Raw genomic sequence first — 18,923 nt, forward strand, 5'->3', positions numbered from 1 at the left:
GTAACATCTTAAAATTAGAGATTTACAAAACTACTAGTTTATGGTATTTTTAAACAAGAAGAATATGGAATGTGTGCGGAAGAACCGCCCATGTGTCGCTGTGTGCTAGGCGATTGCTGGGCGGTTTTTTATATAATTCGCTACTATCGATCGATATTGATATGTCACGTTTTGTATATACAGATGACCAATAGAAAGAGGGGATTATTATGAGAAAAAGGTTTTCAATTATTTTATGTTCGGTATTATGCGCAGCATCCATTGGGTATGATGCGATTAATTCCTCAGCACAAAGCCCGAGTAAGTTCATGGACACATATCAGCATTGGGCAGAGCTTTCCATTCAAACAGCCGTTGAAAAGAAATACGTGGATGGTTATGACGATGGAAGTTTTAAACCGGATTTACCGATTAGCCGTGCAGAGTTTATCAAAATGTTATCTTCTGCAGCAGGTGAAAAAGTAGAAAAGGTTGAGGGAAATGATTGGTACGTGCCTTATGTTAACAGGCTGAAGGAGTTAAGTGTTATTCCAGTGGAATTTCCAGAAAGATATAATGAACCACTTCAACGCTTTGAAATGGCTATGTTAAGTGCTCGGAGTGTGGATAAAGCTCTGAAGGGGTCAATGCTTGATGCTGTTCAATTAGGTTTGATTCATGGTGTTAGTACGACAGATTTAGCGCCTTATGGGACAAGTACTCGAGCACAGGCGATAACGATTATTGAGCGTATCTTGTCCGCAAAAAAAGGTGAAAAGTTACCGGTAGATAAGTATGCGATTAGTCAGGCACTGATTGAGACGGCGAATAGTAATGTCGAGTATGTTCTTGGACTAAAGCCCAAGAATATTGGCGAGACATGGAGTGCGGGGCAGGGTGCTACGGTTACTTTAGACCAGGTGGTTATTGCAGATCCGTCGGATGAGAATGATCCATATATGGGATATGTCGATATGTCAAAATGGCATCGTAACGTAGATAAAAACAGGGATATTGTGGTGTTAGCAAAATTCACTGTTAAAGTAGAAGAATTGGCTGAGGACAATTTTAATCTTTTCGTCAATCAATTTATCACTTTATATGATCGAACTGGAACTTTGCTTCTCTCTATGGACGGATTACCAAGAACTGTACGTTTCGCTGTCCCAGGAATTTATTCGGGTTATGTAGCTTATGGTATAAAAAAAGACCTCGCTAAAACTGGTTTAGTATTTGACGTGATAGGTAGTGAGGTTGATGTGGCAAGGCCTTAGGAGGTAATTATTTTGCGAAGCTTAATCTCGAGGATCGTTTTAATTTTATTAATATCACAGTTAATTGCACCTTTTATTGATAGTTTCCCAGCGAGTGCTGCTAGCTCCAAAACTTTGTATTATGATTATGAACAAGGATTATTTAAGGAGTATTTTGTGGATACACAGTATTCTGCCTTAGCGTCAAAGCAGATAAATAAGGATATTAGTCCTTTTTTATCTGGTACTATTACTTCCGTAAAAATATTTAATAATGGAACAGAACTAGCATGTTCGAGCTGTTTTATGGGTTCCACAATTAATATAGCATCCTTAAATGGGATCGAAATTCCTGTATATGGTATATCTGAAACAAAACCAGGACACCAAATTTATAGACAACCTCCAGGAATTATATGGGAACACATGGGTGAAGAGACTCCTGCTGTTGAGTTTAACGGCGTATACGGAAATCCTTCTCCCTATCCTGGTCGTATACCTACTGCAGGAAGATATAGGTATACAGCAATGCCTTTCGATTATCGTGTTATTGGAGGTACAATAAATGGACCAGATTTACGTTATAACTATGATACAGATCAATACAAAATTTCAGGTCAATCTGATTCACCTGCAAGCGGAGATGGTATAAAAGATTTTAGTAAAGAAGGGTGGGCAGTTACAACTGCTTATGAGGTAGTTCGACCCAATCGTTGGTTTTTGGATGAGTCTTCTGTCTCACTAAAACTCGGATCACCTGAAATAACAGATGGCGATAAGTTAGTCCAGAGTGCCATCGCAATTGTTGGAGCTGAACAGCATCCAGATTCACAGGCAATTCCGTTATCATATGGAAAAGGGAAAACAGACGGCCAAGGGATGATCAGAACAATGCTAGCCCTTGACGATTCAGTGGGTCCTACAGACTATGAAGAACTGGATGCAATCACGGGGGGCCAAACACCACCATATGGTCTATTACGTAATTACCACATGTACGCTATCGGCAAATGGAAAGGCGAAACCTACAAGTACCAAACCCACATAGAAGTCACTTTTGTTCCACCCGACAAACCCGATCTAGCATCCATATCCATCGACGCAGGCGCTTGCGTACTATCAAATGTTAGCACCAACCTCACCATCAAGTTCAAAAACTCCGGAGTATCCATCTCAAGTGGAACATCCTTCCAAGTAACCCTAGCCGCAGACGGCACAGTGTTCAAAACTTTTTCCTACACATCTGGTTTTACCTCAGGAGAGACCAAAACCGAGATTATCCCCTACACCTTCAGCAGTATGAAAAGCATCACGCTAGCCGTTGACTCCAATGACGTTGTCTCAGAAACAACTGCCTCTAATAACATACTTACTCAGATCATTACTCCCCAAGCCAGCTGTACACCAAGCGGTGGAAACTTTAGCGGAACTACCTCAGCCGATAAGCCCTCAATTCCTTGGAAAGATTCCAACCTCATTAAAGCAGATTGGACGATTCCCTCTGGTTGTACACCTGTTAGAGGTAGGTTCATTTTATCCCAAACTACGGGTGCATATATTCAGTACGGTTGGAGTTCGCTAAGTAGTACTTCTGTGAGTGATATGTCCATTTTTGCTTATGGGATGATGGGTTTTACGGGTTATCCAGGCAATATTACAAGCGGCGAAGTAGTTATTGAATATAAGCTTGAGGATAGTTGTGGGGGAACTTCATATTTCTATGAAGGCAAGTTTACAGTTGGTCCAAAACCTCCGAATAGACCACCTCAATTTGAGATTGGATGGTTTGCTGATGCTGATTACTATAGTAGGACTCCTATATCCGATTCCATTGTTGGTGATAAATTAAATGTAAGGTTGTTGCCAGAAATTGCACCTAACCACTACGATCCTGACGATGATATCGTAACTTTCGAGTGGTTATTTCCAAGCAGCTCAAGTAATTGGATCAAGAGCTTTCCTTCTATGGGTTATCTAAAGGGTGAGGATAAGCTTACATGGTTAACGGCATCGACAGCCGGTGACCATACTATAACTGCGAAAATGTGTGATGATAAGGGAGCTTGTACACAAAAGGATGCAACCATAACTATCATGCGTCCTGAGCCTTTACCCTGTATTAACGTACCAAACCGTGTCGTACAAAACCGCCCACTTGCAGCTAATGCGATAAATGGAGCTTGCAGCAAACCAGCTAAGAACAGAACGATAACGGAGTATTTTTGGACGAATAATCTCCCCGTTTATCCCAATGTCGGTATAGAGACTGTAACCTTAGAAGTAAAGGACAATTACGGAGTACGCAGCTTGCCGGAAAACATAGCAATTAAAAACATAAACGTTGTAGAGGATAAACCTCCAGTAGCTGTTATCAACCTACCAATCTTTTGCTGTAAGAGGAAATGTTCAGTTCAGGGATTTATCTTACAGTCCCGATGGAGATGTAATCGTAGAAACGTCAATTACATATGTGTACGATAGCAATGACGATGGAATTTTCAACGACCATATGCCTTTAAATATACCGATATCCGTTGGTGGGCCGGCTATTCTTACAGCTCCTAAGGTAGGTAAGTATAGATTAACGGTAAAAACAAAGGAGGATTGGGGTTTAACGAATACCAGAAGCTATGTGGTTGATATCAAAAATGACTCTCCCGAAGTTTCGTTTACGGTCACAAGTGCGAATCCAGAACCTCCTTTGTTTCATACAACACTGGAAAATGAAATGCTAATGGCATATGGGGATCAGTGGCAAGGTTCATCTTTAACTAATCCTAATTTGAATAAAGTTAAGGATATTGGATTTACTTACAACACTGCTACCAATGGTTTAACATCTCATTATGGTAAACAGCCTTTTAATGGCCCTGCCACTGGGTTAACTATTACCCCTGAACAGTACCAAAAAACAAACTATAACGCTTGGCATACTTTCCCTGTTCCTCAGTTATTTAATACACAATTTTTGGGTAACAGATATGGAGTTGGTTCTATTGGTTCCATTCCATTTTTTGACGGGACTAATACTAGGATAGATGGAGGTTTGGGAAATACTTATGATTATGTACAACAAAAGTATATTCCTAATAAGCCTACACCGGATAATCCAGGCAAGTATCTAGCATATGATGCTAAAGGTGGAGCTTATTCAGTAGACTACAATGCCTACAATTATAACGATAATGATTATATTGAGACATGGACTATTTATCGTAAAACTGCTGATGGTACAGTATCTTGGAAACGTTCTGGTCAATACAACTATGATGGCTGTTCTGGTGACTGTTCTTCTAGTGAAAGTGGAGTAAGATCACCTCATCCTAACTTGAAACTAAACAATGATGGAACTAAGGTATCACTTGGAGGTACCTATTCCTACGGATGTTGGTGTGTAGTGACGACTTGGCTTGATGTAGAGACTGGTTTAGAAGTACCTGCGAATACAGTAACACCTGCTCCTACTCTAACGGGCATTTATGAGGACTCAGAAGTATATCTATATCGAGAACAACCAATGAATTTAACTACGGATACATATAGTTCTGGGAGTTGGGGTTCTAGTAGTAACCGAGCAGGAACGATTAGTGAATACTTTGTTTCTTATAATAAACAAACAGGTGTTACTAAAAAATTAGAAATATACAAAGATATCTACTTTAATAATCGTTCTAGGTATGAGGATGGCAGCGTAATACGAGGTGACGGTTCAGATAGTGATAGTTCAACCTTAGTCGATGTGAATTATTCTGTATCGGCTGATGGATATGTCTATATCGTTGATGGTATGAACAAAATCGTTGTTGCCGATAAGTATGCAAACCAACTCGCATCATATACGACCAAAGGAACTAGACCAACTAATACCTTCTCTCACGAACAAACGCTTCAAGAGAGGTTTAGATATACGGTATCCTCGGCAGGATTAAGTGCAGATGGAGAGTTTCAAGTCGTTCTTCAAGAAGAGCATTATAAGTTGAGAAGATGGAACTTCCAATGGACGTCTTGTGGTTCTTGTAGTGTAGGCAGCTATGTTTCTCACTATGATGAAGATGATAGTCAATCTGAACGTAAATTCTACTACTATAAGATAAATGGTGGAACGACTAGTCCTTCTAGCTACGCTTTAGCGGAAATTGGTCAAACCATGAAGAAGGATACGAGTGTTGCAGACGCAGATTACGTGTTCGATTTCTTACAATCAAGTGTGAATACGAATGTGAATGCCCCTTCGGGTTTAATCTTCAGGGCAACTAATAACAATACGATGTATCGATTAGAGTTTACAACAAACAAAATAAGCTTATCGAAGTTCGTTGGTGGTGTGCGTACCGAGTTACAGTCAACGCCAGTCTGGTTGTCTACGACCTCTTTTAACAACATGAAGGTTAGTGTTAGAGGTGGAAAAATAAAGGTACGGATGGGTACAGTTCCTATTATGGAAGTAACCGATCTTGCAATAACAGAAGGTACTTATGGATTTTTCATTGGTGGATATGGCTCTCACTTCCGTAATTTCTATGTCAAAGTGCCGATTGTAGACAACAATAAAATTAGCGATACCGGCATTGTGGGGGAAGAACTGACGTACTCTACGGAGTTTGTGGATCCTGAAAGTGACGATCATTTGATTAGTAAGGATAAATGGAAGTACGAGCAAACGAACTCGACGAAATTTTTAGATTCGGGGGATGGTAAAAGTGGACTTTCAGCCTACAATAATCAAACATTTAATGGAGATCCGATAAAAACACTAGATAAGGTAGGGGTTTATAAATTAACCTTTATTGGTGCAGATGATCCTACACCTGTTGGCTTTAAATATCCGAATTCAGCCTTTGCTGAGTACATGTCTGAATCTGACCCGTATTCTAGAAATGTATTGATCCATCGTAGACCTATAGGGGTTTTGAATGTAAATCAAGATATCTATTATAACGTAACTTACGATGATCAGAGCTATGATCCTGATCGTTGGTTAAACAGCTGGACTTACTCTACGGAACCAACTGGCATTGATTATTCGGCTTCTCGAGGAATAATTGAGCGAAGATATGAGTACATAAAACCAGATGGTACAACGGTAAATGGAAAATTAACGAGAGTACAAGAAATGGGGGCTTATACGTTTAGGGTAGCTGTTAAAGATGAATACGGTGCGTGGTCTGATTGGGCAGAAGCTATATTGTGGCTAGACTCACCACCTGCGAATCATGCGCCTTTTGTTGATATCACGAGCCATACAAGTACGGATATGAATAATCCGTCTGGAGCAGCAGGGAGTAATCCTTTATTTACTTGGAATGCGGTAGATTACGATGCTGATAGCCGAATTGTACGCTCGGAAATAGACGTGCAATACTACTATTACAACTACTACAACAATCCGCAATATCAATGGGTTAGTCAGAATAACCCCGTTGTTGCTAGAACGCATAATTCGCTTAGTGATGGTAACGTTGTTTCGTTGAATTATTCCTACCCGATGACCGTACAGCCTAATCAAACATATAAGGTGAGAATTAGAGTTCAGGATGAGAAGGGTGAATGGTCAGGCTGGTCTGAGAGATATTTCGCAAAGGGCTTTCCTCCAACCGCAACGTTGACATATCCGAATGGCTCACAGTCTAATCCTACACCTATCACTTCTGGATTTTTGCAACCTTCTTGGAATCAGAGTGACCCAGACACTCCTACGGAATATCGCACATTCCAATACCGTATTCTAGACGCTAATGGTGTTCAAGTTAAGTATAATCAGTATGGGAATGTGTACGATGCTCAAAGATACGGTAACTATGCACACTTTTGTAGTTATGATAGCGAAAGTAATTCTTGGAACGACTGCGATTACTATACAATCGCTACTACTTGGAATACTCATGCTACAGAGTGGTTTTATCTTCCTTACATCCAGGATCAAAATGGACCTTTCCAAGTTCAAGTAAGAGTTCACGATGAGAGATACTGGTCTGAATGGTCAAACACTGGTTGGTTCACAACCAATAGACCTCCAGTAGCCAGCATGACGATTCCGAGCGGGACGCAAGCTGCGCCTACCATTTTTTCCGAGCTGCGGCCTACTTTTGAATGGAGCCAAACCGATCCTGATCCGGGTACAACCTTCACTTATTTCCAAATGCAAATTACCAATGAGGCTAATGATGTATTGTTACTGGACTCAGGGCAGTTCTATCAGGGGACTAATGCAAACGTAGGGAATTGGATGGTCAATCAGGAGCTGCCAGCTGGTCAAAAACTCCGCGTCAGAGTCAGAGTATTTGATGGGGCTACTTGGTCAGATTATTCAGCCCAAACATGGTTTTATATCAATCGAGCGCCTGCAGCTGAATTTGATTGGACTCCAAAGCCGGTTTGGGAGGGAGAGGTAGTGACAAGCATCAATACCTCTTTCGACCCAGATGGTGATGTTCTAACTTATGCGTGGAAGTTAGAGCAGCCTGATGGGGTTACAACTACTTTTTCCACAAAGGATTTTTCGCATCACTACCTAGTGCCTGGTATGTATAAGGTGTCGTTAACTGTATCAGATGGACGTCTTTCCAATACCGCAGTTAGAATGATTGCTGCAATGCCCTTGACGATACAATCGGATGTAACTTATACAGACAACTGGTTGATTTTGCATGAAAAGAGCGGTCACCAAACAGTTTCGGCACCTAAGGACTTCTACTCTGGGGAAATTTTCATAGTTTCTAGCAAGAGTTCACCTGCTCCTGTGGACGAAGTGACAGCTTGGATTGATACGACAGGGTTAGATGGGCATGCGCTTTATGTGACTGAACGTTTAGTTGCAGCGGGAGGGGATGCGACCTCTTTTAGCGGAGAACTATTTGATGCGAAATTCCAGTCATTCGCGGAGGGCTTGCCTCAAGGGCTGCAAACCATTCATTTTCAAATTCGTTACCACAACGGTGTTGTGAAAAAGGAGGACATTCCTGTCCAAATCATTGGCAATGTCAATAAGTCAGTCGGAGTTCATAGGGTTCAATAATTGGTGGCAGTTATCTTCGGATAACTGTCTTTTTTTTATGTAAATCGATGAATACACAATGTTCCTATGGTACAATAAATCGATAAAAAGGCGAAGTACAAGGGAGAGAGAAAACCTTGAAATATCGATTAATAGCACTGGATGTAGACGGAACTCTTTTAAATGATGAGCATGAATTAACAGAACGCACGATTGAAACGATTCAAGAGGTACATGATCAAGGGTGTCACATTGTGTTATGTACCGGAAGAGCTCCAGCGAGCACGCTTCCAATCCTACAACAACTTGGGCTTGAGGGAACGATGATTACACACAATGGCGCGGCGACAGTTCACGCGGATGAACGGGGCCAGACGTTAGTCAATGAGTTTGCTTTTACGCATCCTGAAATTGAGCCTATGTTGGATTATGTGCGGAGAGAAGGTATTCATTTTGATGTATGTACCTCTTTTAACATGTATATTGAACGGATCAGCGAGTACGAAAAACAGATGTATCAAAAGTTTCTGATTAACCCCAAACTCGTAACAGATGTCTCGGAGCTGGGGCTGCCGATTGTGAAATTTACACTTTTTAGCCAGCATGATTTGGATCGCGTTCAAAAGGAATGGGAAGAACAGAGGCTATACGGTCATTTGCGGATGATTCGCAGTGGCGACCTCTTTATTGATGTGATGAGTGCAAAGGCCAATAAGGGCAACGCTTTGAAAGCTTTGGCTGCTTCATTAGAGATTGATCCTAGTGAGATTATGGCTATCGGCAACTACTATAATGATCTCGAAATGATGGAATTTGCAGGACTCGGCATCGCTGTGGAGAATTCGCCAGAAGGTGTGAAAGAAGCAGCGGATGCGGTAACATCTTCTAATAATGACGAGGGTGTGCGTGAGGCTATCTTGAAATATTGTTTATAATATAAAAATTCGATAAAATCCTCGGTTTTTGAGGATTTTTGTCGTTTTAGGGGGTTCTTCCATATTATGTCGTATGGTAGAATAAGAGAAAGAAAATTGATAACGGTGGTGTAAAAATGGGGCAAGAGAAGAAAGCTTATAGTAAAAAGGAGAAAATAGTAGGGGCAATTGCTAGCACAGCGATTTTGGCTGTGCCTTTTATGGTGGCTCCTGCTCAGCAGGGGTATGCAACATCTTCTGAACCTCCAACTCCAGTAGAGAAAATAACGACGATTGTTATACCATTAAACGGAACCAAATATATTGATTTAGATTCATTGTACAGTGCTGAATATATGTCTGTCGCACAGAATGAGACTGAGTTGAACATCGCTAAGGGCAAATTCACTTTAGGAAATCATGGGGTCTATGAAATTACTACTAGTTCCGTAGGTAAAGCGACATTTACCGTAACTGGAATAAGGTATGAAGAAGAAGAAGAAGAAGAAGAAGAAGAACTATCTTACACTCAGATCACAGATACTTTCCAAGTTATTGTAGTCCCTAATACAGGGAATCCGGATGAATATAAGTTTGATATTTCTGATGTTCTTAAACTAATGAATCAATCCTCTGAACAAGATCAGACGAATGACCAAGTTAAAGGATTACTCCGAAATGTAAGTCCTAAAACGGTAAATAACTATGACCCATTTGAGTATGACTCAATAAATTCAGCTCCTTACCAATTGGAAACAACGGATAAAATTCAAGGCGTAGTAGGAGAACCAATTCAAAGTTGGGAAATTGAAGAGCAAATCAATAATTACTTTGGTGATAATGATGAAAACATGTTGGATGTAATCTTTATAGATAAAAATAATGAGAATATTCAAATTACACCGAAATATGAGGGAGATTACATTTTTGGTTATGAGTTAACCCCGTTAAATGTAGGTGACTTTGACCTAAATGTTCTTATAGTTGATCATCATGGAGGATTGACGAAAGGGAAGCTCCCGTTTCATATTGCTCAAATTGAAAACTTTATCTTAGACACAGAATCTTCCATTACTATTGATTTAGCTAACTACTTCACTACTAATCCTAATACTTATTTTGATCTTAATGGAGCCTCAGACCATTTGACTATTTTGGGTACAGAGGCTACTTTCACACCAGCCTTAAATGCTGAGACTTATACAATATCGGCCATTAACGGAGATGAGAGAGAAGATCGTAAGTTTATTGTTACTCCTAGAGATAGTCTAGTGAATAGGAAGATAATTTTAGGTAGTCACTTAAACTTGAATTTGCAAAGTTTGTTAGTACCTTTTCCTGGCTCTTCTGTTACATATTCGGTGTATTTAAACAATTCATCAGTCACTGGATTAACTTATGGTATTGATAATAATACAAATTCATTGTATTTTAGTTCGGAAATTAATGCTGCAACTAATAGTCCGATAGACATCACGGTAACAGCAAAAGATGAAACAAATAATGTAACTATTAAAGATAAAATGCAAATAAGAGCGATCCCTTTGGTAATAACTAATTCAAATCGTGGATTTGAAGTTACACAATTATTTACAAGTGATTTAGAATGGGACGATGTAGTAGTAAGTTCTCCTTTTATTAAAAATGGATCCCCTTTTGGAAGTTATAATACGGTTTATTCAGAGAGTAACGGAACAGGTTCAACTTCAGTTACTTTAAATTATAAAAATGAATTTGTATACACTGTACCTTTTACCTATTAAACAGAATAATAAGGTGACCTATGCAACGTAGCGCTCTTATCATCGAACATCTACAACAACAAAGATACAAGGAAGCAGAGTTGGCGGCAAAGGACATGATTAGGTCAAACCCCCTTGAAGCACAAAACTGGGTGTTTCTCGGAGAAGCATTAATGCATCAAAGCTACGGCGACGCCGCGAATAAAGCGTTCCAGCGAGCATGGCTGCTCGATCCGGAAGCTACATGGGTTGCTCCTGTGTTGGAAGCACTCAAATCAGTTCCTTCAGGCGATGAACGTGTAGATATCGAAGGCTTGCTTCACGTAAGGAAGGTCAGCATTACAGCAGGCATCATCTCGTATAATATGGAGGATACCATCCAGCGATGTTTAGACTCACTTCAAGGCGCAGTCGATCACATTGTTCTTATCGATTGTTCCACGGACCGCACAGCGGAGCTTGCATCGGGGTATCCCAATGTTACGATCATTCCTTATGAGTGGACGAACGATTTTGCCGCGGCTCGCAATACAGGATTGCTGCATATGCATACGGATTGGGTTTTTTGGATCGATGCAGACGAGTATTTAGTGAAAGAAGATAGAGATGCTGTCAGAGAGGCGGCAGGTATCTATCATGATTCGGTAGTACCAACTATTTTATGTTTGTGGCAAATCAATCAGATTCAAAATCATGTGAAACATAATTTCTCACAGACGAGATTATTTCCCCTGGGCCGTGGGCTTCGCTACTGGGGGAGGGTTCATGAACAGGTAGGAACGGAATCGGGTATTTATAACAATGAAGCCGCTCGTCACAAAGTAAAGGTTAGAGTGTTTCACGATGGATATGAACCAGATATTATGGCAAGTAAGCAGAAGATTGATCGGAACCTGAACTTGTTGCGAACAATGATTGAGGAAGATTCGGATAATCCAGCTTGGTGGTTCTATATGGGTAGAGAACTACTTGGAGCGGGTAAAGAAGCAGATGCGGTGGAGGCTCTGATCGAAGCGGAGCGAAGAGCGATACCTCACCCGCTTTTTGGAAGGTTGCTTGATATCTATAAATATCTAATGGATATTTATTTCCAACGCAAGGATTGGGAGCAGACAGCCGTGTATTGTACGAAAGCTTTGGATTACCAATCGGATTTCCCTGATGCGCACTATATGCTTGCACAAGTTCGAATGAAGCAAGCCGATCAGCTTTACAGAGATGCAGAGTCTGGCTTTAAAAAGGCGAAAGAATCATTCCATTCCTTTCGGAGTATCGTTTCCCCTAATCATGAGATTGGGGAGTGGAAGGCAGATATGGCTTTGGGAGACATCGCGTTTTGTGCAGGAAAGTTTTCTACAGCGAGGACAGCTTATTCTAATATGTTAAGGCAATATCCACGCCTGGTGAAAGTCGTTGGTCAACGACTCGCAACCATCGAAGCCGAACGCCAACGCTTAAATAATCCAAAGTAAATAACAAAAGGACGGTTCCTCGGTCATGTACGACCATGACTTTTGGAACCGTCTTTTTTCGTTTATCCTGAATACTCATATTTTGGACGATGTTGGGACAATCTACAGAAGTATCAAAAGAACTGTAGAGGAGGCGAGATAAGTCGTGGCCGATATTATGCTTAGACCCGACCTGAAAACGGCAGGCGGAGAAGTCTGCGATATTATGTACAATGGGAAGTTTGTCGGTACGTTAACGCTAGTCTACAGGGAATCGGATCGACTCAAAGGCTCGATTCATCTGGAGCAGCAGTCCATTACGACCATGGACAAACAGAAGGTGTATGAATTCGTTCAGTCGTATATTCAGAATGTCATTGATGCACTGGCTATTGAAGAGTGCGAGGTTTTAGTTAGTTATAGTGATTATGATTTCGTTATCGCGTCAGATCATGCCTTAGAACCTACCATGCTCGAAGAGGACTCGCATTCGTACACGCGTCACGAGCATGACGATGAAGTTGATTATGAATGGGTGAGGGACGAAACCCGATTCGATGACATCGACTCAGAGAATGCCCCAGATCAAATGGAGATGATCCGGGAACGCAAGAATCAACAGGGCTATGAGCTTGTAATTGTAGGTGAAAGTAGAAACCGTGTGGATTATCATGTTTATGATAATGACTCGGAGCTCATAGCTGAAATTACGCTTCATATGTATGGTACTGATGTGATTGGCGATATATCATGGAGATTTGATCCTTTTGATGAGGAAATGGATAGGGTGTCAGAGCTCATTGTCGAAGATTTCAATGAGGATGAAACGGATACGTTTATTTTTAACATGATCTATAATGGGGAAACCGTAGATACGGTGGAATTAACGCACATTGATTTATTAGATTTGGTTGATGACATAGAAGAAGATACGATGCCTCTTTCTCCGGAAGATTACACGATTAATTTGGCCAGAGATGATGGCGATACACTCACGTATGAAATTTATCAGCAATCCTACGGTGGCTTGCCGATTGGTACTGCAACGGTGGATATTAGTTCGCGCCAACTAACAGGTTTCATTGATTTCCGCGAACCAGGGGATTCAGATGATCGAGAGCTAATTGCGACATTATTGCTTGAAGAGTTGGATAAAGAAAAAGAGTATGAAACATTTAATGTATCCATGCTGTATAGAAATAAGCTAATTGATGAAATTTGGTTTGAAACGGATCAGTATCATTGAGCTAGCACCAAATGAAAAAAGGCATGCTCCCATACTAGATGGAAGTCATGCCTTTTCTTTAATTAAAAAGAGTTGGAAACGATGATTTGATCCAAAGGAAGGCGACCTGCGGATCTAGCAGGGGTAGCAGCCAAGCCTACGCTAATCAGCATAACAGGTACATAACGTGCTGGAACGTTGAAAGCTTCAACGAATTTGGCAGCATCATAACCACCCATTGGGCATGTGTCATAGCCAAGTGCTTTAGCAGCAATCATTAGCTGCATAGCTGCTAAGGAAGCGTTACGAATAGCTTCGTCACGAGCAACTTGTGGGGATTGATATGCGCCTTCGATTTGTCCGGCAAGAGTGTCATATAATTCTTTTGTCATGTGGCCAGCTTCAACTGCTGGACCAAAAACGAGTTCTGTGTTTTTGTTAGCTTCGAGATCGCCTAGAATAGCGATAACAACGGAGCTTTCTACGATTTGCTTTTGTCCATATGCGATAGGAAGCAATTTCTCTTTTTGAGCTTGATCTTCAATAACTAGAAGCTTCCAGTGTTGAAGGTTCCATGAAGATGGTGCTTGTGACGTGGACGTCAAAAGCTGTTCCAAATCGGCTTTCGGCATTTTGTGCCCAGCTTGATATTGCTTTACGGAATGACGCTCTTCTAAAACTTTAAGAACTTCGGATTTAACTTCTGTACTCATTAGGTTTCCCTCCAAGGTTTATAAATTCTTTTTAGTGTGTTTCCATTGCTTAAAAGCATTCAATTTTATCATTTGAAAAAAATTCCAATCAGCAAACTGATTACTGTAATCATAAATGTTATAGTTTAAGTTGTCAAGAGAGTCTTTCACGATGTCGGAAAATGTTGGATAATGGAAGCAAGAAAGGGGATGTTCCTCTTGAAAATGACGCAAAAAGAGCTGAGTCACCTTATTTTTCTCTCAGAAGTCGTCTTAACCGGCAAGAAGAAGAGCCTTATGGATGAGACGCTGCAATGTTTACTCTATATTGTAAAATCAGTTGAAGAGGTTGAGCTTCCCGATACTGTGGTAGATCAAATTGAAAGTCTTACAGCTCTAATTGAATCGGATTTACGCAATGAGAATGAACGGATTCAGGAAATTCGCGGTCATTTGGACTGGTCTCAAAAGGGAAGACGAAAACTGCAAGATTGATTGTGAAAAACGGTCTCTTCGTGATAGAATGTAGAGTACTGTTTTTTTCATAATTATGAGGTGATAGATATGAGCTACGATATCCCCAGAGATGTGCAAATGTTGGGGCGTGACATCCAAGAGAACCAATTAAAATATCATCACAAATCCGTTTTGATTTCCAAAGAATTTACGTTTGACAGTGCGCATCATTTGCATTGTTATGAGGGAAAATGTAAAAATCTGCACGGACATACCTATAAGCTGCAAGTTATTATGCGCGGAAAAGTGGATAGCCGGGGGATCGCTATAGATTTTGGTGATATTAAACGTATTGCAAAAGAACGTGTCGTTGACCGATTGGACCATAAATATTTGAATGATGTGCTGCCTGCTATGAATACAACCGCTGAAAATATGGTCGTCTGGATGTATGAGGAAATTCATCAAGCTTTGCTTGAAGAACAACTTTATCCAGCGATCATGCTGGAAGAAATCCGGCTGTGGGAAACGCCGACTAGTTATGCGGCCATCACACGCTCGATGATGGAGGAGGATGTGTAATGCGAGATATCCGCATTCCGATGGTCGAGATCTTCGAGACGGTTGAAGGCGAAGGGACCCGTGCCGGGTTCCCGACGGTCTTCGTCCGTCTTTTTGGTTGCAACCTGCGCTGTACCTGGTGTGATACCAAGTACAGCTACCCGCCCGCGGAAGCGGAGAACGTCATGACCATTGCTGAAATTATCAGCAAGGTCCAGACGTATCGCTCCCGGCATATTTGCCTAACCGGCGGCGAACCGCTCCTGTACGGCGAGAAGTCACTCGCGTTAATCGACGCGCTCGCTGAACTGGAGCAGGTCGATGACCTGCATATCGAGACGAACGGCGCGATCGATCTCGCACTGTTCGTGGAGCGTGTCGCATCGCCGAAGGTGCGATACATCATGGACTTTAAGCTGCCCGACTCTGGCGAGATGGGGCAGATGATCATGAGCAATTTCGCCCTGCTGCGCGAGCAGGACGAGTTGAAGTTCGTCATCGGCAGCGAGCATGACTTCCGCACCGCGGTGGAAGTGCTTGAGCAGCACCCGACGAAAGCGCAGCCGATGTTCAGCCCGGTGTGGGAGACCATGCCGCCGCGCAAGCTCGTCGAGCTCATGCTTGACGCAGGGTTGTCCAAGGTGAAGCTGAACATGCAGCTGCATAAGATCATTTGGGATCCAGCGATGCGCGGCGTTTAAAGCGCGTATCTACTTATTTTTCATTTTTCACAAGAAGAAAAAGAGGTGTCTACTATGAGCGCAAGCAATGAAAATAATAAAAGAGCCGTCATCATTCTAAGTGGCGGATTAGATAGTACAACATGCATGGGACTTGCCAAAGAAGCGGGATACGAGCTATATCCGATTTCTTTTGACTATGGTCAGCGTCACAAAATTGAAATCGAGAATGCCAAGCAAGTCGCTGAGCATTATGGTGTCAGTGGTCGTCATAAGATCATCAAGCTAGATTTCTTGCGTGATTTCGGCGGCAGCGCATTAACGGATGATAACATTGATGTTCCTAATGTTGTGGATGGATTGATGGAAGGGTCAGAGGAATCTGAGATCCCAGTTACGTATGTACCTGGACGCAATCTGCTATTCCTTTCCATAGCAACTTCTTATGCCGAAGTAACGGGATCAGAAGCCATTTATATCGGAGTGAATGCCCTCGACTACAGTGGATATCCGGATTGTCGTCCGGAATTTATTCATAAAGTGGAAGAAGTGATTGCCCTTGCGACCAAGGTCGGTGTTGAAGGGAAAGGGATCACGATTGAAACCCCACTTATTGACTGGACCAAGGCACGAATTGTGGAAGAAGGCTTGAAGATCGGCGTTCCTTACGAACTAACTACGTCTTGTTACAATGGAAAAGCGGAAGCTTGCGGCGTTTGTGACAGCTGTCGTTTACGGTTGAAAGGCTTTGAAGAAGCGGGTTCAAAAGATCCAATACCATATCTAGCTTAAGTTTCCTGCAAGAAAGGCGGAGCGTTTCGTGACCAGAATCATGGTGGTGGATGATGACGCAGATATCAGAGAGTTGATTCGCGTTTATTTGGCTAGAGAAGGCTTAACAGTCATGCAGGCAAGCAATGGACAAGAAGCGCTCAGCATGCTTGAAACAACACCGGCGGATTTAGTCGTATTGGATATCATGATGCCATTGATGGACGGTTGGGAACTTTGTCGCGAATTAAGAGCGCAATATACAGATTTGCCCCTCCTTATGGTGACAGCCAAAAGCGAATCAGTCCACAAGGTGAAAGGTTTTCAGCTTGGCACGGACGACTATCTTGTGAAGCCTTTTGACCCTGTGGAGTTAGTGATGCGTGTAAAAGCTTTGCTTAAACGTTATCGGATCAACGCCTCTCAGACGATCACACTCGGTAATGTGATGATTGACCGGACGGCATTTGAGGTTCGATTGCAGGATCAACGCTTGGCGCTTCCCTTAAAAGAATTCGAGCTCCTCTATAAGCTTGCTAGTTATCCGGCACAAATCTTCACCCGTACGCAGCTTATTGAGCAGATCTGGGGTATGGATTATGAAGGTGATGACCGAACGGTTGATGTGCATATTAAACGTTTGCGAGAGCGTTTCGAACCACTAACGGAAGAATTTCGTATTACGACCATTCGCGGCCTTGGGTACAGGCTCGAGGTGAATACATGATTAAGATTAAGTCGCTTTATCTGCGCGTTGTGCTGACATTTCTGGCCATTGTTGTAGTTAGTGTGTCAGTCGCCTTTCCGCTGGCAACGGTCTTTTTCAGAAATCTGATTACCACGGAATTTCAAGCAGAAATGCTCGCGATAGGCCGGCAGCTAGTCACATTGAGTGAAGAAATTCAGCCGAAGAATCTTGATTCTTTTGTGGCAGGCAGCAACCGATTAAATGATAACTACGTCTTGACTTTATTTTACGAAAACGGAGAGCCGGCGACGGCGATCACTTTAGATAAAAAAGGGAATCCTCTTATTGAAGCATCGGAAGTGGCCTATGTTCTACATGGCAGCATTTATAAAAGCCTAGACTACGGGATGCCCAAAGATCCATTCAATCGGGTTAAGGTAGGACTGCCTCTTCAAGTTGATGGTAAAACTTTTGCCCTTTTCATTCATCCAACCTTCTCCGAGGTAGCTCGTCGTCAAGTGAAGACAGCTGTCATTACTGTACTTCTCATCGTACTTATTGTCGGCAGTTTACTCATTCTCATCGCATCTCGTTATCTGGTAAATCCATTAAAGAAGTTGACGTTGGCTACGGAACGGTTAGCTCGAGGCAATTTCAATGTGCATGTTTCTGTGAAACAAAAGGATGAATTAGGGCAGCTAGCCCAAAGTTTTAATCATATGGCTGGCGAACTGAAGCAGTTGGAGCAGATGCGGCAAGATTTTGTTTCGAACGTTTCCCACGAAATCCAGTCCCCTCTTACGTCGATCCGAGGCTTTTCGAAGGCTCTTAGGGGTTCAGAAATTGACGAGGCGGAGCGTGGACGCTACTTGGAAATCATTGAACGCGAGAGTGAGCGATTATCCCGCCTTAGTGATAATCTATTAAAGCTGGCCTCTCTGGAATCAGAGCATCATCCTTTTCACCCAACCACATACGATCTAGATGAACAATTACGTAGAGTTGTTGTGTTCTATGAGCCGCAGTGGTCCAGTAAGCAATTGGAGCTTGACTTGGAGCTTCCTCGAGTGAAAGTGACCGCGGATGCAGACCAATTAAGTCAGGTATGGATGAATCTTCTTGGGAACGCAATCAAGTTCACACCTTCAAGAGGGAAGATACAAATTCAGTTGGAACCTCTCAATGACCGGATTCGTATTCGCATTCAAGATAGTGGAATGGGAATCGCTGCCTCTGATCAAGAACGGATATTTGAACGATTTTATAAGGCGGATGCGTCCAGACATCGCGAAACAGACGGAAGCGGTTTGGGACTTGCGATTGTACGGAAAATTGTTGAGCTACACCATGGTACTATTGAACTGCAGAGTGAGATCGATATAGGAACGTTGTTTATCGTTACGATACCGATACTGAGATATCCAACTAAAAAATAAGGAGGGTGTCCCAAAAGTCATAAAATGACTGAGGGGCATCCTCTCATTTTGTAAACAAAAAGAAACCGTTCTTTGGTAAAA

At 42.0% G+C, this 18,923-nt stretch carries 14 protein-coding genes; 13 read left to right on the forward strand and 1 reads right to left on the reverse strand.

Annotated elements, in window-relative coordinates; genetic code table 11:
* The first annotated feature begins 209 nt into the window (after positions 1 to 209).
* From QFZ80_RS05350 to QFZ80_RS05380, 7 genes are all read left to right on the forward strand, one after another.
* Complete coding sequence (locus tag QFZ80_RS05350) at positions 210 to 1,253, forward strand: S-layer homology domain-containing protein (protein WP_307557624.1); 1,044 nt, start codon at positions 210 to 212, stop codon at positions 1,251 to 1,253.
* A gap of 12 nt (positions 1,254 to 1,265) precedes the next feature.
* Positions 1,266 to 3,713, forward strand: a complete 2,448-nt coding sequence (locus QFZ80_RS05355) for a CARDB domain-containing protein (protein WP_307557626.1) — start codon at positions 1,266 to 1,268, stop codon at positions 3,711 to 3,713.
* A gap of 28 nt (positions 3,714 to 3,741) precedes the next feature.
* Positions 3,742 to 8,247, forward strand: coding sequence for a PKD domain-containing protein (locus tag QFZ80_RS05360; RefSeq protein ID WP_307557628.1), 4,506 nt, complete (start codon positions 3,742 to 3,744; stop codon positions 8,245 to 8,247).
* Positions 8,248 to 8,363: 116 nt separating this feature from the next.
* On the forward strand, positions 8,364 to 9,161 hold the full coding sequence (locus tag QFZ80_RS05365; protein ID WP_307548216.1) for a Cof-type HAD-IIB family hydrolase: 798 nt from the start codon (positions 8,364 to 8,366) through the stop codon (positions 9,159 to 9,161).
* A 116-nt stretch (positions 9,162 to 9,277) separates the two neighbouring features.
* The gene (locus tag QFZ80_RS05370) at positions 9,278 to 10,903 is read left to right on the forward strand and encodes a hypothetical protein (RefSeq protein WP_307548215.1); all 1,626 of its coding nucleotides are present in this window, start codon (positions 9,278 to 9,280) and stop codon (positions 10,901 to 10,903) included.
* 20 nt (positions 10,904 to 10,923) lie between these two features.
* Positions 10,924 to 12,354, forward strand: a complete 1,431-nt coding sequence (locus QFZ80_RS05375; protein ID WP_307548212.1) for a glycosyltransferase — start codon at positions 10,924 to 10,926, stop codon at positions 12,352 to 12,354.
* A 145-nt stretch (positions 12,355 to 12,499) separates the two neighbouring features.
* Positions 12,500 to 13,579 (forward strand): hypothetical protein, encoded by a 1,080-nt coding sequence (locus QFZ80_RS05380; protein ID WP_307548210.1) that lies wholly within the window; start codon positions 12,500 to 12,502, stop codon positions 13,577 to 13,579.
* Between the two features lie 62 nt (positions 13,580 to 13,641).
* On the opposite strand, the gene QFZ80_RS05385 is transcribed toward QFZ80_RS05380, so the two are convergent.
* Positions 13,642 to 14,271, reverse strand: a complete 630-nt coding sequence (locus QFZ80_RS05385; protein ID WP_307548209.1) for a nitroreductase family protein — start codon at positions 14,269 to 14,271, stop codon at positions 13,642 to 13,644.
* 204 nt (positions 14,272 to 14,475) lie between these two features.
* Here QFZ80_RS05385 and QFZ80_RS05390 point away from each other — a divergent pair, with 204 nt between their 5' ends.
* The 6 genes from QFZ80_RS05390 to QFZ80_RS05415 all read left to right on the forward strand — a co-directional run bounded on the left by QFZ80_RS05390 (position 14,476) and on the right by QFZ80_RS05415 (position 18,842).
* On the forward strand, positions 14,476 to 14,745 hold the full coding sequence (locus QFZ80_RS05390; RefSeq protein WP_307555661.1) for a hypothetical protein: 270 nt from the start codon (positions 14,476 to 14,478) through the stop codon (positions 14,743 to 14,745).
* Positions 14,746 to 14,814: 69 nt separating this feature from the next.
* Positions 14,815 to 15,288 (forward strand): 6-carboxytetrahydropterin synthase QueD, encoded by a 474-nt coding sequence (queD, locus tag QFZ80_RS05395; RefSeq protein WP_171640389.1) that lies wholly within the window; start codon positions 14,815 to 14,817, stop codon positions 15,286 to 15,288.
* The gene (locus QFZ80_RS05400; protein ID WP_307548207.1) at positions 15,288 to 15,968 is read left to right on the forward strand and encodes a 7-carboxy-7-deazaguanine synthase QueE; all 681 of its coding nucleotides are present in this window, start codon (positions 15,288 to 15,290) and stop codon (positions 15,966 to 15,968) included. Before queD ends, QFZ80_RS05400 begins: the two co-directional genes overlap by 1 nt.
* Positions 15,969 to 16,022: 54 nt before the next feature.
* Complete coding sequence (queC, locus tag QFZ80_RS05405; protein ID WP_307548205.1) at positions 16,023 to 16,739, forward strand: 7-cyano-7-deazaguanine synthase QueC; 717 nt, start codon at positions 16,023 to 16,025, stop codon at positions 16,737 to 16,739.
* Positions 16,740 to 16,767: 28 nt separating this feature from the next.
* On the forward strand, positions 16,768 to 17,445 hold the full coding sequence (locus QFZ80_RS05410) for a response regulator transcription factor (protein WP_307548203.1): 678 nt from the start codon (positions 16,768 to 16,770) through the stop codon (positions 17,443 to 17,445).
* A complete protein-coding gene (locus QFZ80_RS05415) occupies positions 17,442 to 18,842 on the forward strand; it encodes a sensor histidine kinase (RefSeq protein ID WP_307557630.1) in 1,401 nt (466 codons plus the stop codon). The genes QFZ80_RS05410 and QFZ80_RS05415 overlap by 4 nt, the downstream gene beginning before the upstream one ends.
* Positions 18,843 to 18,923: the final 81 nt, after the last annotated feature.

Source organism: Paenibacillus sp. V4I7 (genome assembly GCF_030817275.1).
In the GTDB taxonomy this organism is placed as follows: Bacteria; Bacillota; Bacilli; order Paenibacillales; family NBRC-103111; genus Paenibacillus_E.